The organism is Pedobacter deserti, assembly GCF_024436415.1.
In the GTDB taxonomy this organism is placed as follows: Bacteria; Bacteroidota; Bacteroidia; order Sphingobacteriales; family Sphingobacteriaceae; genus Pedobacter; species Pedobacter faecalis.
Genome location: NZ_JAFMZQ010000001.1, coordinates 1,143,504 through 1,159,924, shown reverse-complemented (window position 1 = coordinate 1,159,924; position 16,421 = coordinate 1,143,504). Strand labels below are relative to the sequence as shown.

Annotated in this window: 21 protein-coding genes; 4 read left to right on the top strand and 17 right to left on the bottom strand. The window is 49.5% G+C overall.

Annotated elements, in window-relative coordinates; translation table 11 throughout:
* Positions 1-4 precede the first annotated feature (4 nt).
* The 14 genes from lolB1 to J3P40_RS05225 all read right to left on the bottom strand — a co-directional run bounded on the left by lolB1 (position 5) and on the right by J3P40_RS05225 (position 10,426).
* Entirely contained in the window at positions 5-793 is a 789-nt protein-coding gene (gene lolB1 / locus J3P40_RS05290) for a lipoprotein insertase outer membrane protein LolB1 (protein ID WP_256003576.1), read from the bottom strand.
* Positions 771-1,733: a tetratricopeptide repeat protein gene (locus tag J3P40_RS05285; protein ID WP_256003575.1), complete on the bottom strand. Its 963-nt coding sequence runs from the start codon at positions 1,731-1,733 to the stop codon at positions 771-773. The genes lolB1 and J3P40_RS05285 overlap by 23 nt, the downstream gene beginning before the upstream one ends.
* 11 nt (positions 1,734-1,744) lie before the next feature.
* A complete protein-coding gene (gene dut / locus J3P40_RS05280) occupies positions 1,745-2,176 on the bottom strand; it encodes a dUTP diphosphatase (RefSeq protein WP_256003574.1) in 432 nt (143 codons plus the stop codon).
* 1 nt (position 2,177) lies between these two features.
* Positions 2,178-3,647: an MATE family efflux transporter gene (locus tag J3P40_RS05275; protein WP_256003573.1), complete on the bottom strand. Its 1,470-nt coding sequence runs from the start codon at positions 3,645-3,647 to the stop codon at positions 2,178-2,180.
* A gap of 2 nt (positions 3,648-3,649) precedes the next feature.
* On the bottom strand, positions 3,650-3,928 hold the full coding sequence (locus J3P40_RS05270) for an acylphosphatase (RefSeq protein WP_256003571.1): 279 nt from the start codon (positions 3,926-3,928) through the stop codon (positions 3,650-3,652).
* On the bottom strand, positions 3,925-4,866 hold the full coding sequence (locus J3P40_RS05265) for an NAD(P)H-dependent flavin oxidoreductase (RefSeq protein WP_256003569.1): 942 nt from the start codon (positions 4,864-4,866) through the stop codon (positions 3,925-3,927). Before J3P40_RS05265 ends, J3P40_RS05270 begins: the two co-directional genes overlap by 4 nt.
* A 3-nt stretch (positions 4,867-4,869) precedes the next feature.
* Positions 4,870-6,048: an amidohydrolase family protein gene (locus J3P40_RS05260; RefSeq protein ID WP_256003566.1), complete on the bottom strand. Its 1,179-nt coding sequence runs from the start codon at positions 6,046-6,048 to the stop codon at positions 4,870-4,872.
* A gap of 23 nt (positions 6,049-6,071) precedes the next feature.
* Positions 6,072-6,755 (bottom strand): DUF6266 family protein, encoded by a 684-nt coding sequence (locus J3P40_RS05255; RefSeq protein WP_256003563.1) that lies wholly within the window; start codon positions 6,753-6,755, stop codon positions 6,072-6,074.
* Positions 6,700-7,338 carry a C40 family peptidase gene (locus J3P40_RS05250; RefSeq protein ID WP_256003560.1) on the bottom strand — a complete coding sequence of 213 codons (639 nt, stop codon included), beginning with the start codon at positions 7,336-7,338 and terminating at the stop codon, positions 6,700-6,702. Before J3P40_RS05250 ends, J3P40_RS05255 begins: the two co-directional genes overlap by 56 nt.
* The gene (locus J3P40_RS05245; protein WP_256003558.1) at positions 7,257-7,628 is read right to left on the bottom strand and encodes a hypothetical protein; all 372 of its coding nucleotides are present in this window, start codon (positions 7,626-7,628) and stop codon (positions 7,257-7,259) included. Before J3P40_RS05245 ends, J3P40_RS05250 begins: the two co-directional genes overlap by 82 nt.
* Before the next feature lie 51 nt (positions 7,629-7,679).
* Complete coding sequence (locus J3P40_RS05240) at positions 7,680-8,327, bottom strand: DUF6266 family protein (protein ID WP_256003557.1); 648 nt, start codon at positions 8,325-8,327, stop codon at positions 7,680-7,682.
* Between the two features lie 251 nt (positions 8,328-8,578).
* The gene (locus tag J3P40_RS05235; RefSeq protein WP_256003555.1) at positions 8,579-8,941 is read right to left on the bottom strand and encodes a hypothetical protein; all 363 of its coding nucleotides are present in this window, start codon (positions 8,939-8,941) and stop codon (positions 8,579-8,581) included.
* Between the two features lie 109 nt (positions 8,942-9,050).
* The gene (locus J3P40_RS05230) at positions 9,051-10,109 is read right to left on the bottom strand and encodes a permease prefix domain 1-containing protein (RefSeq protein WP_256003553.1); all 1,059 of its coding nucleotides are present in this window, start codon (positions 10,107-10,109) and stop codon (positions 9,051-9,053) included.
* A complete protein-coding gene (locus J3P40_RS05225; protein WP_256003551.1) occupies positions 10,055-10,426 on the bottom strand; it encodes a PadR family transcriptional regulator in 372 nt (123 codons plus the stop codon). Before J3P40_RS05225 ends, J3P40_RS05230 begins: the two co-directional genes overlap by 55 nt.
* Before the next feature lie 100 nt (positions 10,427-10,526).
* Here J3P40_RS05225 and J3P40_RS05220 point away from each other — a divergent pair, with 100 nt between their 5' ends.
* Positions 10,527-10,865, top strand: a complete 339-nt coding sequence (locus tag J3P40_RS05220) for a hypothetical protein (RefSeq protein WP_256003549.1) — start codon at positions 10,527-10,529, stop codon at positions 10,863-10,865.
* A 3-nt stretch (positions 10,866-10,868) separates the two neighbouring features.
* Here J3P40_RS05220 and J3P40_RS05215 read toward each other — a convergent pair whose 3' ends face one another.
* Entirely contained in the window at positions 10,869-11,738 is an 870-nt protein-coding gene (locus tag J3P40_RS05215; protein ID WP_256003547.1) for a tetratricopeptide repeat protein, read from the bottom strand.
* Positions 11,739-11,851: 113 nt separating this feature from the next.
* Between J3P40_RS05215 and J3P40_RS05210 the strand changes: the two genes are divergently transcribed.
* Positions 11,852-12,196 (top strand): hypothetical protein, encoded by a 345-nt coding sequence (locus tag J3P40_RS05210; protein ID WP_256003544.1) that lies wholly within the window; start codon positions 11,852-11,854, stop codon positions 12,194-12,196.
* A 24-nt stretch (positions 12,197-12,220) separates the two neighbouring features.
* Here J3P40_RS05210 and J3P40_RS05205 read toward each other — a convergent pair whose 3' ends face one another.
* Both J3P40_RS05205 and J3P40_RS05200 read right to left on the bottom strand, forming a co-directional pair.
* Positions 12,221-12,574 (bottom strand): response regulator, encoded by a 354-nt coding sequence (locus tag J3P40_RS05205; RefSeq protein WP_256003543.1) that lies wholly within the window; start codon positions 12,572-12,574, stop codon positions 12,221-12,223.
* Positions 12,567-14,087, bottom strand: a complete 1,521-nt coding sequence (locus J3P40_RS05200) for a PAS domain-containing protein (protein WP_256003542.1) — start codon at positions 14,085-14,087, stop codon at positions 12,567-12,569. The genes J3P40_RS05205 and J3P40_RS05200 overlap by 8 nt, the downstream gene beginning before the upstream one ends.
* A gap of 148 nt (positions 14,088-14,235) precedes the next feature.
* Here J3P40_RS05200 and J3P40_RS05195 point away from each other — a divergent pair, with 148 nt between their 5' ends.
* Together J3P40_RS05195 and J3P40_RS05190 are read left to right on the top strand one after the other, a co-directional pair.
* Positions 14,236-15,438 (top strand): RtcB family protein, encoded by a 1,203-nt coding sequence (locus J3P40_RS05195; protein ID WP_256003541.1) that lies wholly within the window; start codon positions 14,236-14,238, stop codon positions 15,436-15,438.
* Between the two features lie 77 nt (positions 15,439-15,515).
* Positions 15,516-16,418 (top strand): winged helix-turn-helix domain-containing protein, encoded by a 903-nt coding sequence (locus J3P40_RS05190; RefSeq protein ID WP_256003540.1) that lies wholly within the window; start codon positions 15,516-15,518, stop codon positions 16,416-16,418.
* Positions 16,419-16,421 lie beyond the last annotated feature (3 nt).

Genomic DNA, 16,421 nt, shown 5'->3' with positions numbered 1-16,421 from the left:
AAAATCAATTTATTACCTCAAACTTGCCGGGAACATTAAACGGAAACTCCAGCGGTACGTTGCCCTCGATCTTCGAATATTCCAGCTGGACACCGATGGTCTGCTTTCCGGCCATAGAGTTTATTTTCAAAGCGGTCGGGAACAGCGTCTGCCCGATTTCCTGATACTCCCCGTAAGTTACCTTCAAACCCTGCCCGCTTTTTAACTCGTTCAGATGCTGCGCTGCTACCTTAAAGAGTGTATTAAAGCCGCTCCGGTACACCAGGTCCTCGCGCTGTCCCTTTAGTACCCAAACCCCGTTTTCCTGATTGAGGCTTGCTTCATTGGTCATAAAGCCTGTAATGGTATTGCCCAGGAGGATCGACTGCAGCAACTGGAAGTCCACCGACTTGCCGGTAAACCTATGTATATAATTAAAAGGCTTTTTAAGATAGACGCTTTGCAGGTTATTCCGCACCTTAATGCTATCAGGAGTGATCAGTGCCCGCGCCACCTCAATGCCGGCGAAGGCGGTCAGGCTCACCCAGATCCTTTTGTCCTTCTCCATGCGGATGGTCATATTTACATTGCTGCTGTTGCCATTGATGTCCATGCTCGCACGTGCCTTCAGCGAAAGCGTATTGAAGTCAGCATCCTTACTCTGCAGAAGGCGCAAAGTTTCCGCCCTACCGTCTGGAGCCGCCACAACAGTATCTGCACGAGGCACTGTCACTACAGCTTTTTTGGTTTTACATCCTGCTGCCAGTACCACCACCAGCAGGAGCAGCAAGCTATTTAATTGATTTCTTTTCATTGATCTTCTTCTCCAAATCCAAATACACTTTATTTTCCGAATCAAACTGCAGGGCCGATTTAATACGATCCAATGCCGGTTTCAGGTCCCCTTCCCTGAAAAGCGCCAGGGCAGCATAATAATAAAGCACTGCCTGGTTCGGGTATAAGCTTAACGCATCTTCGCTGCTTTTAATTGCCTGGCTGTACAAACCCAGCCCGATCTCACTTTGCAGTTTACGCTCCCAAACCTTAAACTGCCCCTTACCTGCTGCAAGAATCGCGTTAAATTGCACCAGCGCCGCCGCCAGGTCGCCCTGTTTATACAACTGCTCCCCGGCCGCCATATCCGGCGCCACCGTATTTTTGGGCAACTGCGGATGAGCAATGTCAGGATGCATATCTTTAGCACTTACACGTGCCCTCGCTTTGGTAAGGGCTTCCGACGAACCAAACTTCTTCTCGAGTTCGTCATAGCCGTCTATAGCCGCCTTGGTATTTCCCGAAAGCAGCAAGGCATTTGCCCGGTCAAAGTAAAACGAGTCCTCATTTGGCGAAAGCCGGATCAGCTCGTTAAAAACGTCAATAAGGCTAAGCATATCACCTTTCCGCTTATACAATTCAGCAAGCAACTTCCAGTACCACACATTATTCCGTTCAATCGATGTTGCCCGCCGTATCGCCAACTCAGCCTCGGGCAACTTGTTCTGTCTGAAGTTAAGCACAGCCAGTTCGTAATACGCCGCCGCATGGTTCGGGTCCATCGCTATCACCTTCTCAAAACGCTCGGCAGCACGCGGATAATCCTCATTAAGCTTTTCCCGAAGCCCAGCGAAAAACAAGTCCTTAATAGCCGTTGTGTCCGGCAGCAACATCCGCGGTTGCTGCGCGCGCGCAGCAGCTGTCCATGTCAGCTGACACACACCAAAAATGCCTGCTATCAAATATGCCTTTCGCCCCATTATGTTATGTTTTACCTGCCGGTATGGCCGTAGCCCCCCGCCCCTCTTGCCGTATCACTCAGTTCATCCACCAGGTTCCATTCCACTGTTTCATGGCGGGCCACTACCATCTGGGCAATCCGCTCACCGTCGTTTACCACAAAATCGGTGTCCGAAAGGTTCACCAGCAATACTTTGATCTCACCGCGGTAATCCGCATCTATCGTCCCCGGAGCGTTTACAATGCTGATGCCATGCTTATAAGCCAGCCCGCTTCTCGGCCTGATCTGTGCCTCATAACCTACCGGCAGTTCAATATGTATACCCGTTGGAATCAGCACACGCTGCAAAGGTTTAATGGTGATTGCAGATTCAACAAAGGCCCGCAGGTCCATTCCCGCTGCATGTGCCGTTTCGTATTGTGGCAAGGCATGGGAAGAATGGTTAATAATATTAATGTTCATATCACTTTTTTAAAAGGCTCATCACCGTTTGTTTTTCAAAATAAACGGCCGCGCCGATAAACATCAGCAGCAGTCCGTTTCCAATATAAATATTTCTGTCAAATACCCAGAAAGAAAGTACAACGAGCACAACGGCCGTACACAGGTAAGCCAGGATCTTTTTCAGGTCGTACGGTATCGGATAGTTGCGCTGCCCCAGCACATAGGAGATCACCATCATTAGAAAATAGGCCAGCAGGGAAACCCAGGCCGAACCCATATAACCGTATTCCGGCACCAGTAAAAAGTTAAATACGATGGTAGCCACGGCGCCCACCACCGAAATATACAGCCCGTAGCGTGTCTGGTCCGACAAGCGGTACCAGACCGACAAATTCATGTAGATTCCCAGACAAACATAGCCAAGCAACAGGAAGGGAACCGCGCCAAGGCCCGACCAGTATTCGCTGTTTATGAAATATTTCAGCAGTTCTATGTTGGCCACCAGGCCGACAAAAATGACGGCCAGGGCTATCGAAAAATAATTGAGGATGACCGCATAGGTTTGCCGCGCATTGGCGTTTTTAGCGTGACTGAAGAAAAAGGGTTCGGCACCCAAACGGAAAGCCATGTTGAACAGGCTCAGGAACACTGCGATCTTGCAAACCCCGCCGTAAACACCCAGATCATGATCAGACACCCCAAGTTTACTGATGATCATCTTATCCAGGTGCTCATTGATCACGAAGGAAAGATTGGCCACAAGCACAGGCCAGGAATACGAAAACATACTGGCAAACAAAGCCCGGTCAAACCGCAGTTGCAATTTCAGCAGTTCGGGCAGCAGCATAAAAAAGGTCACCGAACTGGCAATAAGATTCGCAATAAACACATAACCTACCCATTCCGTGCGGTACCAGGAAGCAAACCACTGCCCCGTCGCCCCGCCCGCTCCTATGATCAACGGGATACCAAAAAGGAAGAAGAGGTTAAAGCCGATAAAACATCCAATATTCACAAACTTGATAATGCTATATCTAACCGGCTTTCCGTCGGCTCGTACCCGCGCAAAGGGGATCACGCACATGGCGTCCACAAACAGCACCCAGATCACTGAGCGTACATATGTTTTGTAATCTTCAAGCTGCGCAGGACTTTCTGCAAAATAGCTGGCCACCGGGGTGGTAAACACAAGGCCGGTCACCAGAAAGAGGAGTGAAATGAATGCAATACAGAAAAAGGCATTGTTATAAACCTCCTGCCTCTTTTCCTCATGCTTGTTCAGGTAGCGAAAAAAAGTAGTCTCCATGCCAAAGGCCAGAATCGCATTGAGCAGGGAGGCAGACGCATACATCTTCGTAAAAATGGCATAGACCCCCGGTTTGAAGACATCCGTAAAGAGGGGGGTCAAGATAAAATTGAACAGCCTGGAAACCATGGTAGAGATACCATAAATTGCTGTCTGCCCCAGAAACCGCTTCAATGCCCCCATAACTATTTTTTAAGGATCACAAAATCCTTATAATTTTTAAGCTCACCTGCCGTCACGGTACATGCCTCCACCCTCGCACGGTCCGGACCATCCTCGCACCATTCCACAAAAGTGTCCAGTGCCCACTGATCACCTTCAGCCTCTATATAAACGGACCCGTCTGATTCATTTCTTACCAGCCCCTTAATGCCCGCCTGATCGGCTACATACTTTGTCGTTTGCCGGTAGCCTACGCCCTGCACTTTGCCTGTTACCCGTATGGCAATATGTTGTTTTGTCATAAATTCATTAATCTGTTCTTTTCCCGCAAAAACTCCGCCCATATATCCTCAAGAATTCGCGCGGCCGGCCGCACCTCTTTAAGCATGGCAGCTACCTGACCGATCTCCAGCTCACCCTCCTCCATATCGCCCTCAAACATCCCCAGTTTAGCACGTGCGCGACCCAGCAACTGTAGCAGCGTGGCCGAATCCGCCCCCTCGGCCTCCGCCTGTGCCACCGCATCAGCAAAAGTATTCTTCAGCAGGCGCACGGGCACTAGCTTCTTCATGCGCAGCCGCGTGTCACCTTCACCTGAAACCACGATCCTGTCTTTAAAGGCCGGATGCGCGGAAGACTCCTCTGCTACCGCAAAGGCAGAGCCCACTTGCACCGCCTCTGCGCCCAGCGACATTGCCGCCAGCATCGCACGGCCGCTGCCTATGCCGCCTGCGGCGATTACCGGAATCTTCAAGGCATCGCAAACCATCGGTACCAGACACATGGTAGTCGTTTCTTCCCGACCATTATGCCCGCCCGCCTCGAAGCCTTCGGCCACCACGGCATCTGCACCGGCGCTTTCCGCTTTAAGCGCAAACCTGGTGTTGGCTACCACGTGAACTACTTTAATGCTCTTCTCTTTCAGATAGCCCGTCCAGGTGGCAGGATTACCTGCGGAGGAAAAGACAATCCCGACTTTCTCATCCACAATCACCTGCATGAGCGCCTCGATACTTGGATACAGCAGGGGCACATTCACCGCAAAAGGTTTAGCGGTGGCGAGCCGGCATTTACGGATATGTTCACGCAAAACTTCCGGATACATCGAGCCCGCGCCAATGACACCCAGTCCGCCCGCTTCAGAAACTGCCGAGGCAAGCCGCCAACCACTGCACCAAACCATTCCCGCCTGAATAATGGGATACCTGATACCAAAAAGTGCTGTGATCCTGTTTGTCATCTCTTAATATAGTCGCCTCATTGCACTGCCCAGCATCACCCTGCCGTCACTTTCCTCAAATTGCAGCAGGTTTATACCCGGCCGCTTACCCACTTCGAGGCAACCATAACGATCGTCGACGCCCAAAAAGCGTGCGCCGTTCCAGGTTGCCCAAACAAGCAGTTCTTCTACAGGAACGCCGAAATGCTTCTGTAACGTAACCATTTCAGCAAAAATACTCAGACTTTCATTACTTGCCAGACTGTCCGTACCCAGCGTTATGGTGAGCCCCTCTTCGCGCAACATCTGCACGTCGGGCAGGCGGTTTTCGATATAAAGGTTGGCATTAGGACACAAACACCAGAACAGGTTCCGGTGCATGGCCCTGGCAAACTGCACGTCCGACCTCGAGGTAAAAGTATTATGTACCAGCAATACACGCTGGTTTGGCGGCAGCATGGGCAGGTAACTCCGCAGGGAAGACCTGCCCGTAGGCTTGTAGAAATCGATATTCAGTCCGAGCGACTCGTAAAGGCTGAGGAATGCGCCCTGCTTACTTTCAAAGAAAGCATTTTCGTCAGCCGTCTCCTGGTTATGGATACTTAAAAACGTGTCTTCTTGTTCCACCACCTCTTTCAGTCGCTCAAACAGGGGTTGCGACACAGAATAGGGCGCATGCGGCGAAAGGGATACCGACAGCGGGGCGAACTTCGCTTTGCTTTCCATCGCACGCTCCAGTACCTTACCCGCCACATCGGGATTAAACCCCATCGTTTCCAGGAAAGTATGGTACCAGATCAGGCTTCCCCTTTTAATCATCTTTGAAACCGGCGTGTTGGAGATATCGCCAACGGCGACGATGCCGTTTTCCAGCATCTCTTTATCGGCCCTCCGCATAGCAGCATCAAGCGCATATTCATCTGCGGTACGCATCTTCATTACGGCCTGGACGAATTCTGGCAGACCAGTATGCTTGTCGATCTTTCCGCGCAAACTCGAGAGCTCCAGGTGACAATGCGTGTTCACAAAGCCTGGAACCAGCAGGCCATCATAATGCTTTGCATCGCCAATCCCCATGGCTGCAGCCTCTTGCTCCGTAAGCACTTGCCTGATCGTGCCCTTGGAGTCTACGCCAAGCACCCCGTTTTTTATAGGGGCTGAAGTGACCGGGTAAACATAACTCGCAGAGATATATGAAACCATGATACAAAGAAAAGGTATTTCCGCTAAAGAATGGTCAATTCACCTAAGTAATTGCTTGTACTTACCGCATCACCGGCCGCAGCCACAAACAACACATAGAGGTGCACCGCATCGCCTGTGAAACTGCCGGGCAACTGCAGCAGGGCCTCCCGGTCCTTTCGGCAAGCCACCTCATGAAAGGTTACGAACTTTTCCTTGGCTGTATTGTACACCACCACGGTGATAAGGTCATCATCTGCATTAAAAGCAGACGGCCTGTAATTCGCCCAGCTCAGGAAAATCGCTGCCCCGCCCGCTGCAGCCGGTGCGGCAAACCAGGAACTAAGCAGTTCACCGCGACTGATCACTGCACGGGTATAATCAATGCCTTTCACCCCGTTGTCGACCTTTATTGCATGTTTCATCAAATTCGAGATCGCCATATTCATGGGGGTAGGGCCCTCCGTAAACTGCTGGTACCCTATGGTTATAACCTCCCTGATGGAACGCAGCCAGCTGCTCACGTCCGAAAGCAGTTTTCGTTGCCTCAACTGCTTTTCTGTAGGCTGCTGATTTGATTTGCCGGGCAGACTCCGGAAATAGTCAACACCCCGCCAGGACACCCCTACCACCGTACCCACTTTGCCATGAAAGCTCCCGTTTATACCATTCCTATATTTTGCCACGCTTGCCTCCATTTCTTTTTCCGGATTGCGGGCGACCCGCATTGTCCAGCCAGTTTGCCAGCTTAGCAACCGTTCGTTGGTGCCTTATCTTTCTGTATACACCTTCACCATCGCGTGCCCCGCTCATGTTGGTATTTCCCTCCGTGCCAAGCACCCAGTCGCCCTGCCAGCCCGTTACAATTCCGCAATGGCCCACCCGTCCCAGCGAGGGATAATACAGCCCATACACAAGGGCTTTTTCCTGACGCGCCGGTATATCTGCCAAACCGTTTACCATCTCCCGTCCACTGGGGAACAAGGCCGGCGTCCAGGCGGTACGTGGATGAGCGAAACCCGCTTCAGCAAACACCCAGCTTACATACGCCGCGCACCACGGCGAACCCTTTCCGAGACCCACGTACTTAAGATATGCTTCAACACGCCGACCACAATTTTCACAACCTTCCTCCCTAACGCCGATCTCCTTTTCGGCGATTCTGATAATTCTTTCCTCATCATTCTCCTTTTTGTACATCAAAAAACGCTGCTCCGACACCCGGGCTGCTACAACACCGCTGCCAGGCAGCCAACCCCCGCAAACAAAAGCAAGGCAAAACAAGCCAGATAAAAACTTAACTGTACCCATACATCCATCTCCTTAATTTTTAAAGCCAAAACACCCGGGCTTGGCAAACCCAGGTAAATCAAAAAACCCTTCAGCAGCCACAGACTCATCCCTATCACCATCAGAAAACAAAGCATGCTGATCACGATAAGCACCACAATGCCCGGATCTACATAGCCCGACCTCACATCGAAAGCGAGCACCATACGCTGAACCAGCGGCCATAGCAGCACCAGCGTTGTAAACACCAGCACGCGCCTGGTCAGCTCATAATTGCCTTTGCGAAATACGCTTAATAATAAACCGCCCATAAAATATTCATTTAAAAAAGGCGGCGCACATCGCGCCGCCTGATACTACCACTACGCGATATCCATATCGCCCAGATACACACTGTCACTGGCATGCTTGCCATCAGCGCTTACAAAGAACACCCAGATATCTACACTGTCGCCGCTAAAATCCGGTGGGAGTGAAAGCGCATAGCTTTGGGTCGACCGCGCCACGGAGTCCTGCACCACAACGAAGCGGTCTTTCACCGTATTGTACACCACAATCGTGACCTTGTCAGTGCCATTGGTGTTTCCCAGACCAGTACCTGCATTGTTCAGCCAGCTAAAATCAAGCTGCGCATCTACCGCGGCCGAAACATCCATAACCGGTGGCTCCAGCAGCGGGCCGCGGCTGAGCGTGATCTTGCTGTAGTCGAGCGACAGGTCCGGATACACACCAACGATCGCCTCGTTCAGGTTATACTGCATCGCGGCGTTATTGGCCGACTGCCCCCGCTTCCTGTTCCTGAATCCAGCCTTAAGCACCTGCCCTATCGGGCGGAAAAACCCGATCATCAAACCAAAAGCAGCACGCTGTGCGAGCTGCGCCGCCGTAGCCGGCTTACTCGATTTCGACGGCAAACTTCGCATCGTCCATTCACCTTCACGAACGGCACCAATCACCGTCCCAACTTTTCCTGAGAATGGCCCCAGGATACCTTTACCAAATTTTCCCATAATGTTTATTTGTTTTAAAAAGTCAATACACGAGCGCGTTAATCTCTTTCTGTTACACGATTTGTAACCCAATATGTCAAAGAACTTACTTCAGCACCCCCCGGTGCCTAAAATTGCTTTTGTTATGTTTTTGCTGAGCTGACCTTAGCGCTTTGTTGCGGAGCTTCAAAGGAGGCCTTTCCGGTGGGCAAAAAAATTGCTTTTGCTGAGCTGACCTTAGCGGCTTTGTTGCGAAGCTTCAAAGGATGCAGTCAGCGAAGCAAATGCAATTTTTTAACAGCATAATCAAACTCCGCAATACTGCAGTCACAAGCAAACTCACACCTCACTTCACCTTGAAAAGCATCCAGCCTGCGCCACAAATTCACAGAAACCATCCGCGCCGCACAGGAAACCTCCAGTACAAACTCATTGCAGGCCTCATCAAGCAAATCAAACCAGCTCTCCCGGCCGCCACCAGCAATTACCGCACGGCGCAACTGCTCCAGTTTGGCTACGAAAGGCAGCACGCCAACCAAACGCGAAAGCTTAAACGCAAAGCCATTCGCAGCAAAAACCACTTCGGCCTTGTCATCCGCTACCGCTCCTAAAGAAATCTTAAATCTATCATCCATAATACCTGATCGTTTAACCTGACACAAAAGTCGCCTTCTGAAAATCAAACAGATCAGGGTGTGGTAACAATGGCACTGGCCGACACAACTTTGTCACCAGTTGTCGGACTTAGTCCGCGAAATGCCTCTCGCGGCCGTTACGCAACGACAAAAACCATCCGGCTGCAACACTTAGAACAATCGCAATAACGGGATAACCCATCTCGAAACCTCTGCGTTCCAATAGCATGTAACCCGCCCCCACTTCCATCAAAAGACCCGACAGAAATGCAACAAAAAGGTATCTTACATTCGAGCGGCGGTTGTAGGCAGAAATTAAGTAGGAGGCAGCAAGGTATACCAGTCCGAATATCACGCTGCGCAACACCAAAGCTTCAATATGCATTGCCCTTGTAGCAGCCGCAAGTAACTCCACCATTACGCCAAAAACCAATAAAAACGAAATCGCAGGCTTTTGCAGGAAAGTTTCCGGCTTTATAGCTTCAACCTTATCAACGCTAAATATCAGACACGCTGCCACACCAACCAGGCTCACCGAAGCCGCATAATAACTAAACTCTATCCAGCGGTCGTTGAAAACATAGACCGGCGTGTTAAAGGTTGAAAGCTCAGGCAGTGCGCTGTTCACATATCGGCTAAGCATAGCAACAGCAATGAGCATCAGAAAAGTTGATGCAATAAACCTGAGCGGCCTGCGCTCGATCTGCATCTCAACGAAGTAGGAAACAGCCCGTTTATATCTGAGTGAGCGCCATATAGCAATGATAAATGCAACGTGAAAACCGGTGATCATAAGTACTGAAACACCGGAATCCTGAAAAGCGTCATGTACCAGGAAATAAAATAAGGCGAGCAGCGTAAAAAAGGCGGCCGGTATTCCGTAAAACAAATTAAATCCAACCATTAAATAAGCCCAGACCTTGTTCGTTTTTACAGAAGGATTTACCTTGCTGTATTCTTCAGCCAGCAAGTCCTCATTACCAAGACGCCGGGTTGCGATAAGGAATGCCTCTTCCTCAGACAAGCCCTGTTTCGACAGGACCTCCGTCGAATCAAACAGATGTGCGCTTAGCTCAGTGGCATCGGAACTCGTGAGGCTCCCTTTGTTGCTGATTACCGTGATGTACTGGTCGACGGCTTGTCCAAGATCGAATTTGGAAGATTCCATAACTTATGTATTAGATCGTTAATATAATTTAGCTGAGAAAATTGAGTCTCAAGTTCCTTTATTCCTTTTTCAGTCAAGGTATAATATCTGCGCTCACGCCCGGAGTCGACCTTCTTCCAATCGCCGTCAATCCAGCCCTTAACCTCCATCTTTTTAAGCACCGGATATAAAGTACCTTCCGCAACCTGGAGTTCACCTCCCGTTTTTTCCTTGAGTTCCTGGATAATCTGGTAGCCATAACTCTCCTGCCGCCTTAAAATCAGCAACACCAGCGGTGCCAGCGAGCTGGCCATTAGGTCTTTATTTAACTCAAGCATATGCAAACATACATAGAAGTTCTAAGTAATGCAACATGTATTGATTTTTCTACTGCGTATGAACGATTTTTTTTGTAACTTAGCTCATATATAAACTGTTATGAAAAAAACGCTTACCCCAATTGCCGCACTTACCTTAATCGCCCTGGCAAGTCATGCCCAGCAGACAGAAGTCGAGAAGCTCGACTCGACACATAAAAAAACTGACATGGTTAAGATCAGAAGCTTTCACATCAGTCCGGGCAAGTCCGGACCTTTCGTTAAAAAGATGGGAACAGATACAGTACATGGCCCAGTTAAGATGCCCAACGGCTACCGGGAATCTGGAATCGAACCCGTTTCCATGCCCACTTACCGGATCGGGGAACCGGGAGAGCCAAAAGTCCGGGGACTGAACATTCAAAACCTTGAAGAACCTAAAAAGAATAAGAAGAAGTGATGCTTAAAGCTTTTGCTTCATGTCGTTCAAATTCCGCATCATCACAGAATTTGGATTAGCAATAAGTTGTTCCGCTTTCTTATACCACTCCTCAAATTTACCTTTGTTCCGTACGCTAAAAAAGCCATACGCCATATTGTAGGCCATTTCCATTTTTTGCGGGCTTTGCCCAGCAAGATCAATCCCTGCTGAATAAGTCTTTTCGGCGTCCTCCAGTTTGCCTAGATTCATATACGTATAGCCAAGTTCGCGGTAAAACCAGAAGTTTTTCGGATCATGCCTCATCGCCACGTTTAACACTTCGGCAGCTTTATCAAACTTTTTGGTAGCATTATAATTAAAAGCAAGTTCAAATTCAAGGCCTGCTGCATGAGGCTCTTTCGCGTATGCATTAAGCAAATATTCTAATGCCTTAGCGTAAGCACCTACATGGTTGTAGTGCCGGCCCCAGGTAACAATGTTCCTGGTCTCTTCCATGTTTACCTTATAATGCTTGAGGAATGCTGCTTCTTGAGGGAGATTCAACTGCTTCAGCCGGTCAGCCGACAATGGAGAAACCTGGGCAATGTTTGTCTCGAGCCGGACTTTCGCATTTCCACTATTGCTGAATGGCTTGGGGGAGAAGGTTCCGTCGTCCATGACCTTAAATGTACCTTGAAAATCAAAAGTAAAACCCGCTGAGGAATCGACATAAACCACTCCGTAAGCATAAGCAGAATCTGTATGCTTTTTAGGGAACACCACCCACTGATTTTCCATGTCGTAGAAGTTCTTATTGAAAACAAGATCGGTTGCAGCTTTTTGCTGTGCAGACAGAAACAGGGGAGCAATACTTATCAGCAGAATGAGGCATTTAAATGTAGAGAAATTCATAAGCGGTAATCAACGATTTGGTCAACCTAATATAACAATATTAAATAAATTATCTAAAAGCACTTTGAATTACAAAGTTATTATATATACCTTTGTATCAAACATGTAGAACTATGACAACATCAGTTAAAAACATCGAACCCAAACAACCACTCTTTTCTCCGTTACTGACCCGCAGAATGATCGCCTGCGCACTCGTAGGGCTTATAGTGGTCAGCATATTTGTGATCGGAGCCGGGGAAGGCAATCCGGCCTGGGGTAAATACTGGCGCATTAAACCTTTACTGCTTACCCCAACGCTTTGTGCTATTGTCGGCTTATGCTATGACATTACGCAGCCGCTCAGAGATATTAAAGGCTGGAGAGGTAATGTACTTTTCATTTTAAGTCTGCTTGCAATGCTGGTTGGCTTATGGATGAGCCTGATCCTCGGCTTAAACGGCACCATGTGGGACTAAGTACCGGGTAGATGCATAAGATCGTCAAGAAAGCGAAATCTTGTCAACGAGCGCATCAATATCAAATGGCTTGGCAATAAAGCCATCGGCACCCGCGGCCATGGCAACAGACTGGCCGTCGCGGCTGGCCGACATAATGATCACCTTGGTTTCCCTGGTGCGCTCGTCTTCCCTCAACCGCTTCAGCACCTGGTCTCCGGAAAGGCCGGGCATCCACAGATCCATCAGCAGCAGATCCGGATTAAGGTTAAGCACCCGATCCAAAACCTTTCTGCTGTCTGTTTCTGTAACTACTTCAAACGGGGTATCCTCAAGTACCATTTCAAGCATCTCTAGGATGTCCGCATCATCATCACAAATGATAAGCTTTTTAATCATTCCCCACCTCCCTGCTTTCTACCGGCAACGTTAAACTGAACGTGGAGCCGCGGCCCGGCTCACTGTCTACCCAAAGCGTTCCGCCATGATGCGATACGATCTGCTGACAGATATATAAACCAATACCCATACCCGGAAATTTTCGTTGTATATCGTTCGCCCTGTAAAAACGATCAAAAACCCGTTTCTGGTCGTCTGCGGAAATGCCGATACCATAGTCCGTCACCGCAATCTTCGCATATTCACTCACCTCCGAGAGATGCACGCTGACCGCTTTAGAGTCTGGCGAATACTTGATCGCGTTAACGATAAGGTTTGTCAGCACCTGTGCAAGCTGCGAATCATCACCCAAAACATTGCGCCTCACCTTGCCTACCACCTGAATCTCATGATTGGGATGATTCGGCCGGAGTTCATCCGCAACCTCAGATACCAGCAAATTCAAATCAAGCGACTCCTTGTTTACCGTAAAAATGCCATTCTGTATTCTCGACATCTCCAGCAAACTCGTGATAATACTATCCAGGCGCGCAATCTGCTTTCCTGTCTTTTCTACAATCGTCCGGATCTTTGGCTGGGTGTCTAGGGGAAGATACTTTTTGAGGGCCTGATGATAACCCTTAATCGTCGTCAGCGGGGTTTTAAGTTCATGACTGGACACCGAAAGGAAATCGTCCTTTCTGTTTTCGGCAGCGCGTACCTCCGTAATGTCCTCTATAGCCAGCAAAATGCGGTCCTTATAGGTGCCCTCCAGCTCAACCCGGTGCGCATTTAGCAACATAAGTTTCCTTCCGATATGCGGAAAGTCATGCTCCACCTCAAAATCGAGCACCGGGTTATTGGTAGGAAGGATACGCTCAAGCAATTCCTTCAAACGTGTGATGTTCCACTGTCCGTTTCCAAGCTCGTACAGACTCTTCCCCTCGGTTTCCCGCTTCTCCACCTTAAATGTTTTCAGAAAAAAATCATTTGCAGAAATCACCCGGTAGCCCGAGTCAAGTACCAGCAGCCCCTGTCTTATCGTTTGTACAATACTGTCCAGGTACTCCTCGCTTTCCCTGAGCTGTGCCGTACGCTCGGCCACCTTGCCTTCTACCAGCTCACGCTCATGGATCAGGTCTTCCTCTGCATTCTTTCGGCGGGTCACATCATTCTGAACGCCTACAAAATGCGTCACATTCCCGCTTTCATCTCTTATAGGAGAAATATACAGCTCATTCCAGAAGAACTGACCGTTTTTCCGGTAATTGCGTATCTCAACAGTCACAGCCTCACCGCTGTCAACAGCCGCCCGTATAGCCGCCCTTGAAGCCTGCTCGCGTTCGCTGCCCTGAAGAAACCGGCAGTTCCTGCCAATAACCTCCTCACGCTGGTAGCCTGAAAGTTTAACAAAGGCTTGGTTACAATATATGATCGGATTATCCGGGAGTTGGTTATCCGTAACAATAATCCCACAGGTAGAGGCGTCGAGGGCAGCCCGCAGCAACTGGTTTTCCGCGTTAGAATTATTCATAGTTATTCGAGATTCTAAATGCTGAAAAATCTAAGCAATTGCTTTGCCAAACAAGTAGTTTTACGGACGGCTTGCGGAAAACACGGAAAACTTGTTGCCTTCAAGATGCCTATCAATATTTGGCTCAGCATTAGCAGATATCTCGAGTATGGAAAAGGAGAAGATACAAAATAAGGAACTGACCGAATTTCCAATATGGGGTCAGGAACACATCGAGTCTGGCGCCCTTGCACAAATGCGGACCGCCATAAACCTGCCCATCGCGGTTGCAGGTGCGCTTATGCCCGATGCACATCAGGGCTACGGCCTCCCTATCGGCGGTGTGCTGGCTACAGCAGCCAACACCATCATCCCTTTCGCCGTGGGCGTCGATATTGCTTGCCGAATGTGCCTGAGCATTTACGACCTGCCGGCCGAAGCCGTGGATACAGAAAAAGATAAGCTAAAAAGGATATTGGTAAACAACACCTATTTCGGCATGGGCTGTACCACCAAATCATACTTCGACAGTTCCTTGTTCGACAAGAAAACCTGGAACGAGACCAAAGTGATCCGCAGCCTGAAAGATAAAGCCTATGCACAACTGGGTACCAGCGGCACGGGCAACCACTTCGTGGAATGGGGGGAGCTGACGATTGCAGAAGGAGCCCTGGAAGAAATTCCCGCAGGCAGGTACCTGGCCCTGCTGTCTCACTCCGGTTCGCGTGGATTTGGGGGTTCTGTGGCCGACCATTACAGCAAGTTAGCCATGAGCAAAACAAAGCTGCCTGGCGATGCCAAACACCTGGCATGGCTCAGCCTGGATGAGGAGGAAGGCCAGGAATACTGGATTGCTATGAACCTCGCCGGTGAATACGCAAGCGCGAACCACTACGAGATACACAACAAGATCGCGCGCGACCTGGGTGTTAAACCGATCGCGATGATCGAAAACCACCACAACTTCGCCTGGAAGGAACAGCTGGCCGACCGTACAGAAGTGATGGTGCACCGCAAAGGCGCCACACCAGCCGGCGAAGGCGTCTTAGGCATCATCCCCGGAAGCATGAGCACACCCGGCTTCCTGGTACGTGGCAAAGGTAATGCAGAGAGCATCAACTCGGCCAGTCACGGTGCGGGCCGACTAATGAGCAGAAGAGCAGCATTTAAAACGCTCGACCGAAAAGTCATTGCAGAGAACCTGGCCGAGAAAAGGATAACCCTGATGGGCAGTGACGTAGACGAAGCACCAATGGTCTACAAAGACATCCATGCCGTCATGGCCGCACAGGACGACCTCGTAGAAATACTTGCCAGATTTGAACCCCGAATCGTAAGAATGGCCAATCCTAAAGAAAAACCGGAAGATTGATATCCCGATATATTCAGCAGCATGCGGCACAGATTGCAAAATAAAAATGCGACCTTTACGAATAAAAACCTGACCTTATGGACTTTGGCCAAGATTCAAAAACGCCGGGCAAACGCAGATATCTCTTCGCGCTGACACTGCTTCCCCTTATCGCTATCATCTGGGTGATCCTTGGCCCCGGGGAAGGCGACGATTTCAGACTGGCCAAAAGGGAGGTTTTGCTACGCAGTATCGGACATGAGCTACTCTTACAATCGGGCGACACCAGTTCAAGGGTGCTCCCGGTTCAAAAAGTCGCTGAACACGAATATCAGATTACTTTCGAAAAGGCCTTTACTTTTCAGCCCGATTCATTGGTCAATACTGCGCAGCGTGTGCTGGGCCGGGATCCGCATTCGGATGAGTATATCGTCAATGTACTGAACCCCCATAATGCCGGTGTAGCGTATGGATTTGCAATCGCTAAAAATAAAAAAGACGATATCGTCGCCTGCAAAGGAAGAAAGCAACCCACAGCGCGCTATACGATAAACATCAAATTTAAGCCCGCAGGAACATTTGCGACAAAACGTGAATACTTTCTGGGCGGCCTCTCCATGTTGGCTTTTGTGGGCTTGGTATTTCTCAAATCTGCCAGGCCCCCGCGATCCACACCATACACTCAGCACACCCGGATCCACAGATTAGGCGCCATTTTGTTTGATCCGGAAAGCCAAACAATTACCCTGGATGGCACAACCACCGACCTTACGGGAACTGAAACAAGGCTACTTAGCATCTTCGCAGAGTCACCCAATGAAGCCATACCCAGAAGCCGCCTGCAAAAAGAGATCTGGGAAGACCAAGGGGTTATTGTTGGGCGCAGTCTCGACATGTTCATATCAAAACTACGAAAGAAGCTCGAACCCGAGCCTGATGTCAATATCGTTGTAATCCGCGGAAAAGGCTATAAGCTCGAGGTACGCAGCGCTTTTATGTAAGCC

What these genes read in the sequence shown, in the direction of transcription:
- lolB1 (WP_256003576.1), bottom strand. Translation starts at nt 793, where the DNA reads ATGAAAAGAAATCAATTAAATAGCTTGCTGCTCCTGCTGGTGGTGGTA.
- J3P40_RS05285 (WP_256003575.1), bottom strand. Translation starts at nt 1,733, where the DNA reads ATGGGGCGAAAGGCATATTTGATAGCAGGCATTTTTGGTGTGTGTCAG.
- dut (WP_256003574.1), bottom strand. Translation starts at nt 2,176, where the DNA reads ATGAACATTAATATTATTAACCATTCTTCCCATGCCTTGCCACAATAC.
- J3P40_RS05275 (WP_256003573.1), bottom strand. Translation starts at nt 3,647, where the DNA reads ATGGGGGCATTGAAGCGGTTTCTGGGGCAGACAGCAATTTATGGTATC.
- J3P40_RS05270 (WP_256003571.1), bottom strand. Translation starts at nt 3,928, where the DNA reads ATGACAAAACAACATATTGCCATACGGGTAACAGGCAAAGTGCAGGGC.
- J3P40_RS05265 (WP_256003569.1), bottom strand. Translation starts at nt 4,866, where the DNA reads ATGACAAACAGGATCACAGCACTTTTTGGTATCAGGTATCCCATTATT.
- J3P40_RS05260 (WP_256003566.1), bottom strand. Translation starts at nt 6,048, where the DNA reads ATGGTTTCATATATCTCTGCGAGTTATGTTTACCCGGTCACTTCAGCC.
- J3P40_RS05255 (WP_256003563.1), bottom strand. Translation starts at nt 6,755, where the DNA reads ATGCGGGTCGCCCGCAATCCGGAAAAAGAAATGGAGGCAAGCGTGGCA.
- J3P40_RS05250 (WP_256003560.1), bottom strand. Translation starts at nt 7,338, where the DNA reads ATGGGTACAGTTAAGTTTTTATCTGGCTTGTTTTGCCTTGCTTTTGTT.
- J3P40_RS05245 (WP_256003558.1), bottom strand. Translation starts at nt 7,628, where the DNA reads ATGGGCGGTTTATTATTAAGCGTATTTCGCAAAGGCAATTATGAGCTG.
- J3P40_RS05240 (WP_256003557.1), bottom strand. Translation starts at nt 8,327, where the DNA reads ATGGGAAAATTTGGTAAAGGTATCCTGGGGCCATTCTCAGGAAAAGTT.
- J3P40_RS05235 (WP_256003555.1), bottom strand. Translation starts at nt 8,941, where the DNA reads ATGGATGATAGATTTAAGATTTCTTTAGGAGCGGTAGCGGATGACAAG.
- J3P40_RS05230 (WP_256003553.1), bottom strand. Translation starts at nt 10,109, where the DNA reads ATGGAATCTTCCAAATTCGATCTTGGACAAGCCGTCGACCAGTACATC.
- J3P40_RS05225 (WP_256003551.1), bottom strand. Translation starts at nt 10,426, where the DNA reads ATGCTTGAGTTAAATAAAGACCTAATGGCCAGCTCGCTGGCACCGCTG.
- J3P40_RS05220 (WP_256003549.1), top strand. Translation starts at nt 10,527, where the DNA reads ATGAAAAAAACGCTTACCCCAATTGCCGCACTTACCTTAATCGCCCTG.
- J3P40_RS05215 (WP_256003547.1), bottom strand. Translation starts at nt 11,738, where the DNA reads ATGAATTTCTCTACATTTAAATGCCTCATTCTGCTGATAAGTATTGCT.
- J3P40_RS05210 (WP_256003544.1), top strand. Translation starts at nt 11,852, where the DNA reads ATGACAACATCAGTTAAAAACATCGAACCCAAACAACCACTCTTTTCT.
- J3P40_RS05205 (WP_256003543.1), bottom strand. Translation starts at nt 12,574, where the DNA reads ATGATTAAAAAGCTTATCATTTGTGATGATGATGCGGACATCCTAGAG.
- J3P40_RS05200 (WP_256003542.1), bottom strand. Translation starts at nt 14,087, where the DNA reads ATGAATAATTCTAACGCGGAAAACCAGTTGCTGCGGGCTGCCCTCGAC.
- J3P40_RS05195 (WP_256003541.1), top strand. Translation starts at nt 14,236, where the DNA reads ATGGAAAAGGAGAAGATACAAAATAAGGAACTGACCGAATTTCCAATA.
- J3P40_RS05190 (WP_256003540.1), top strand. Translation starts at nt 15,516, where the DNA reads ATGGACTTTGGCCAAGATTCAAAAACGCCGGGCAAACGCAGATATCTC.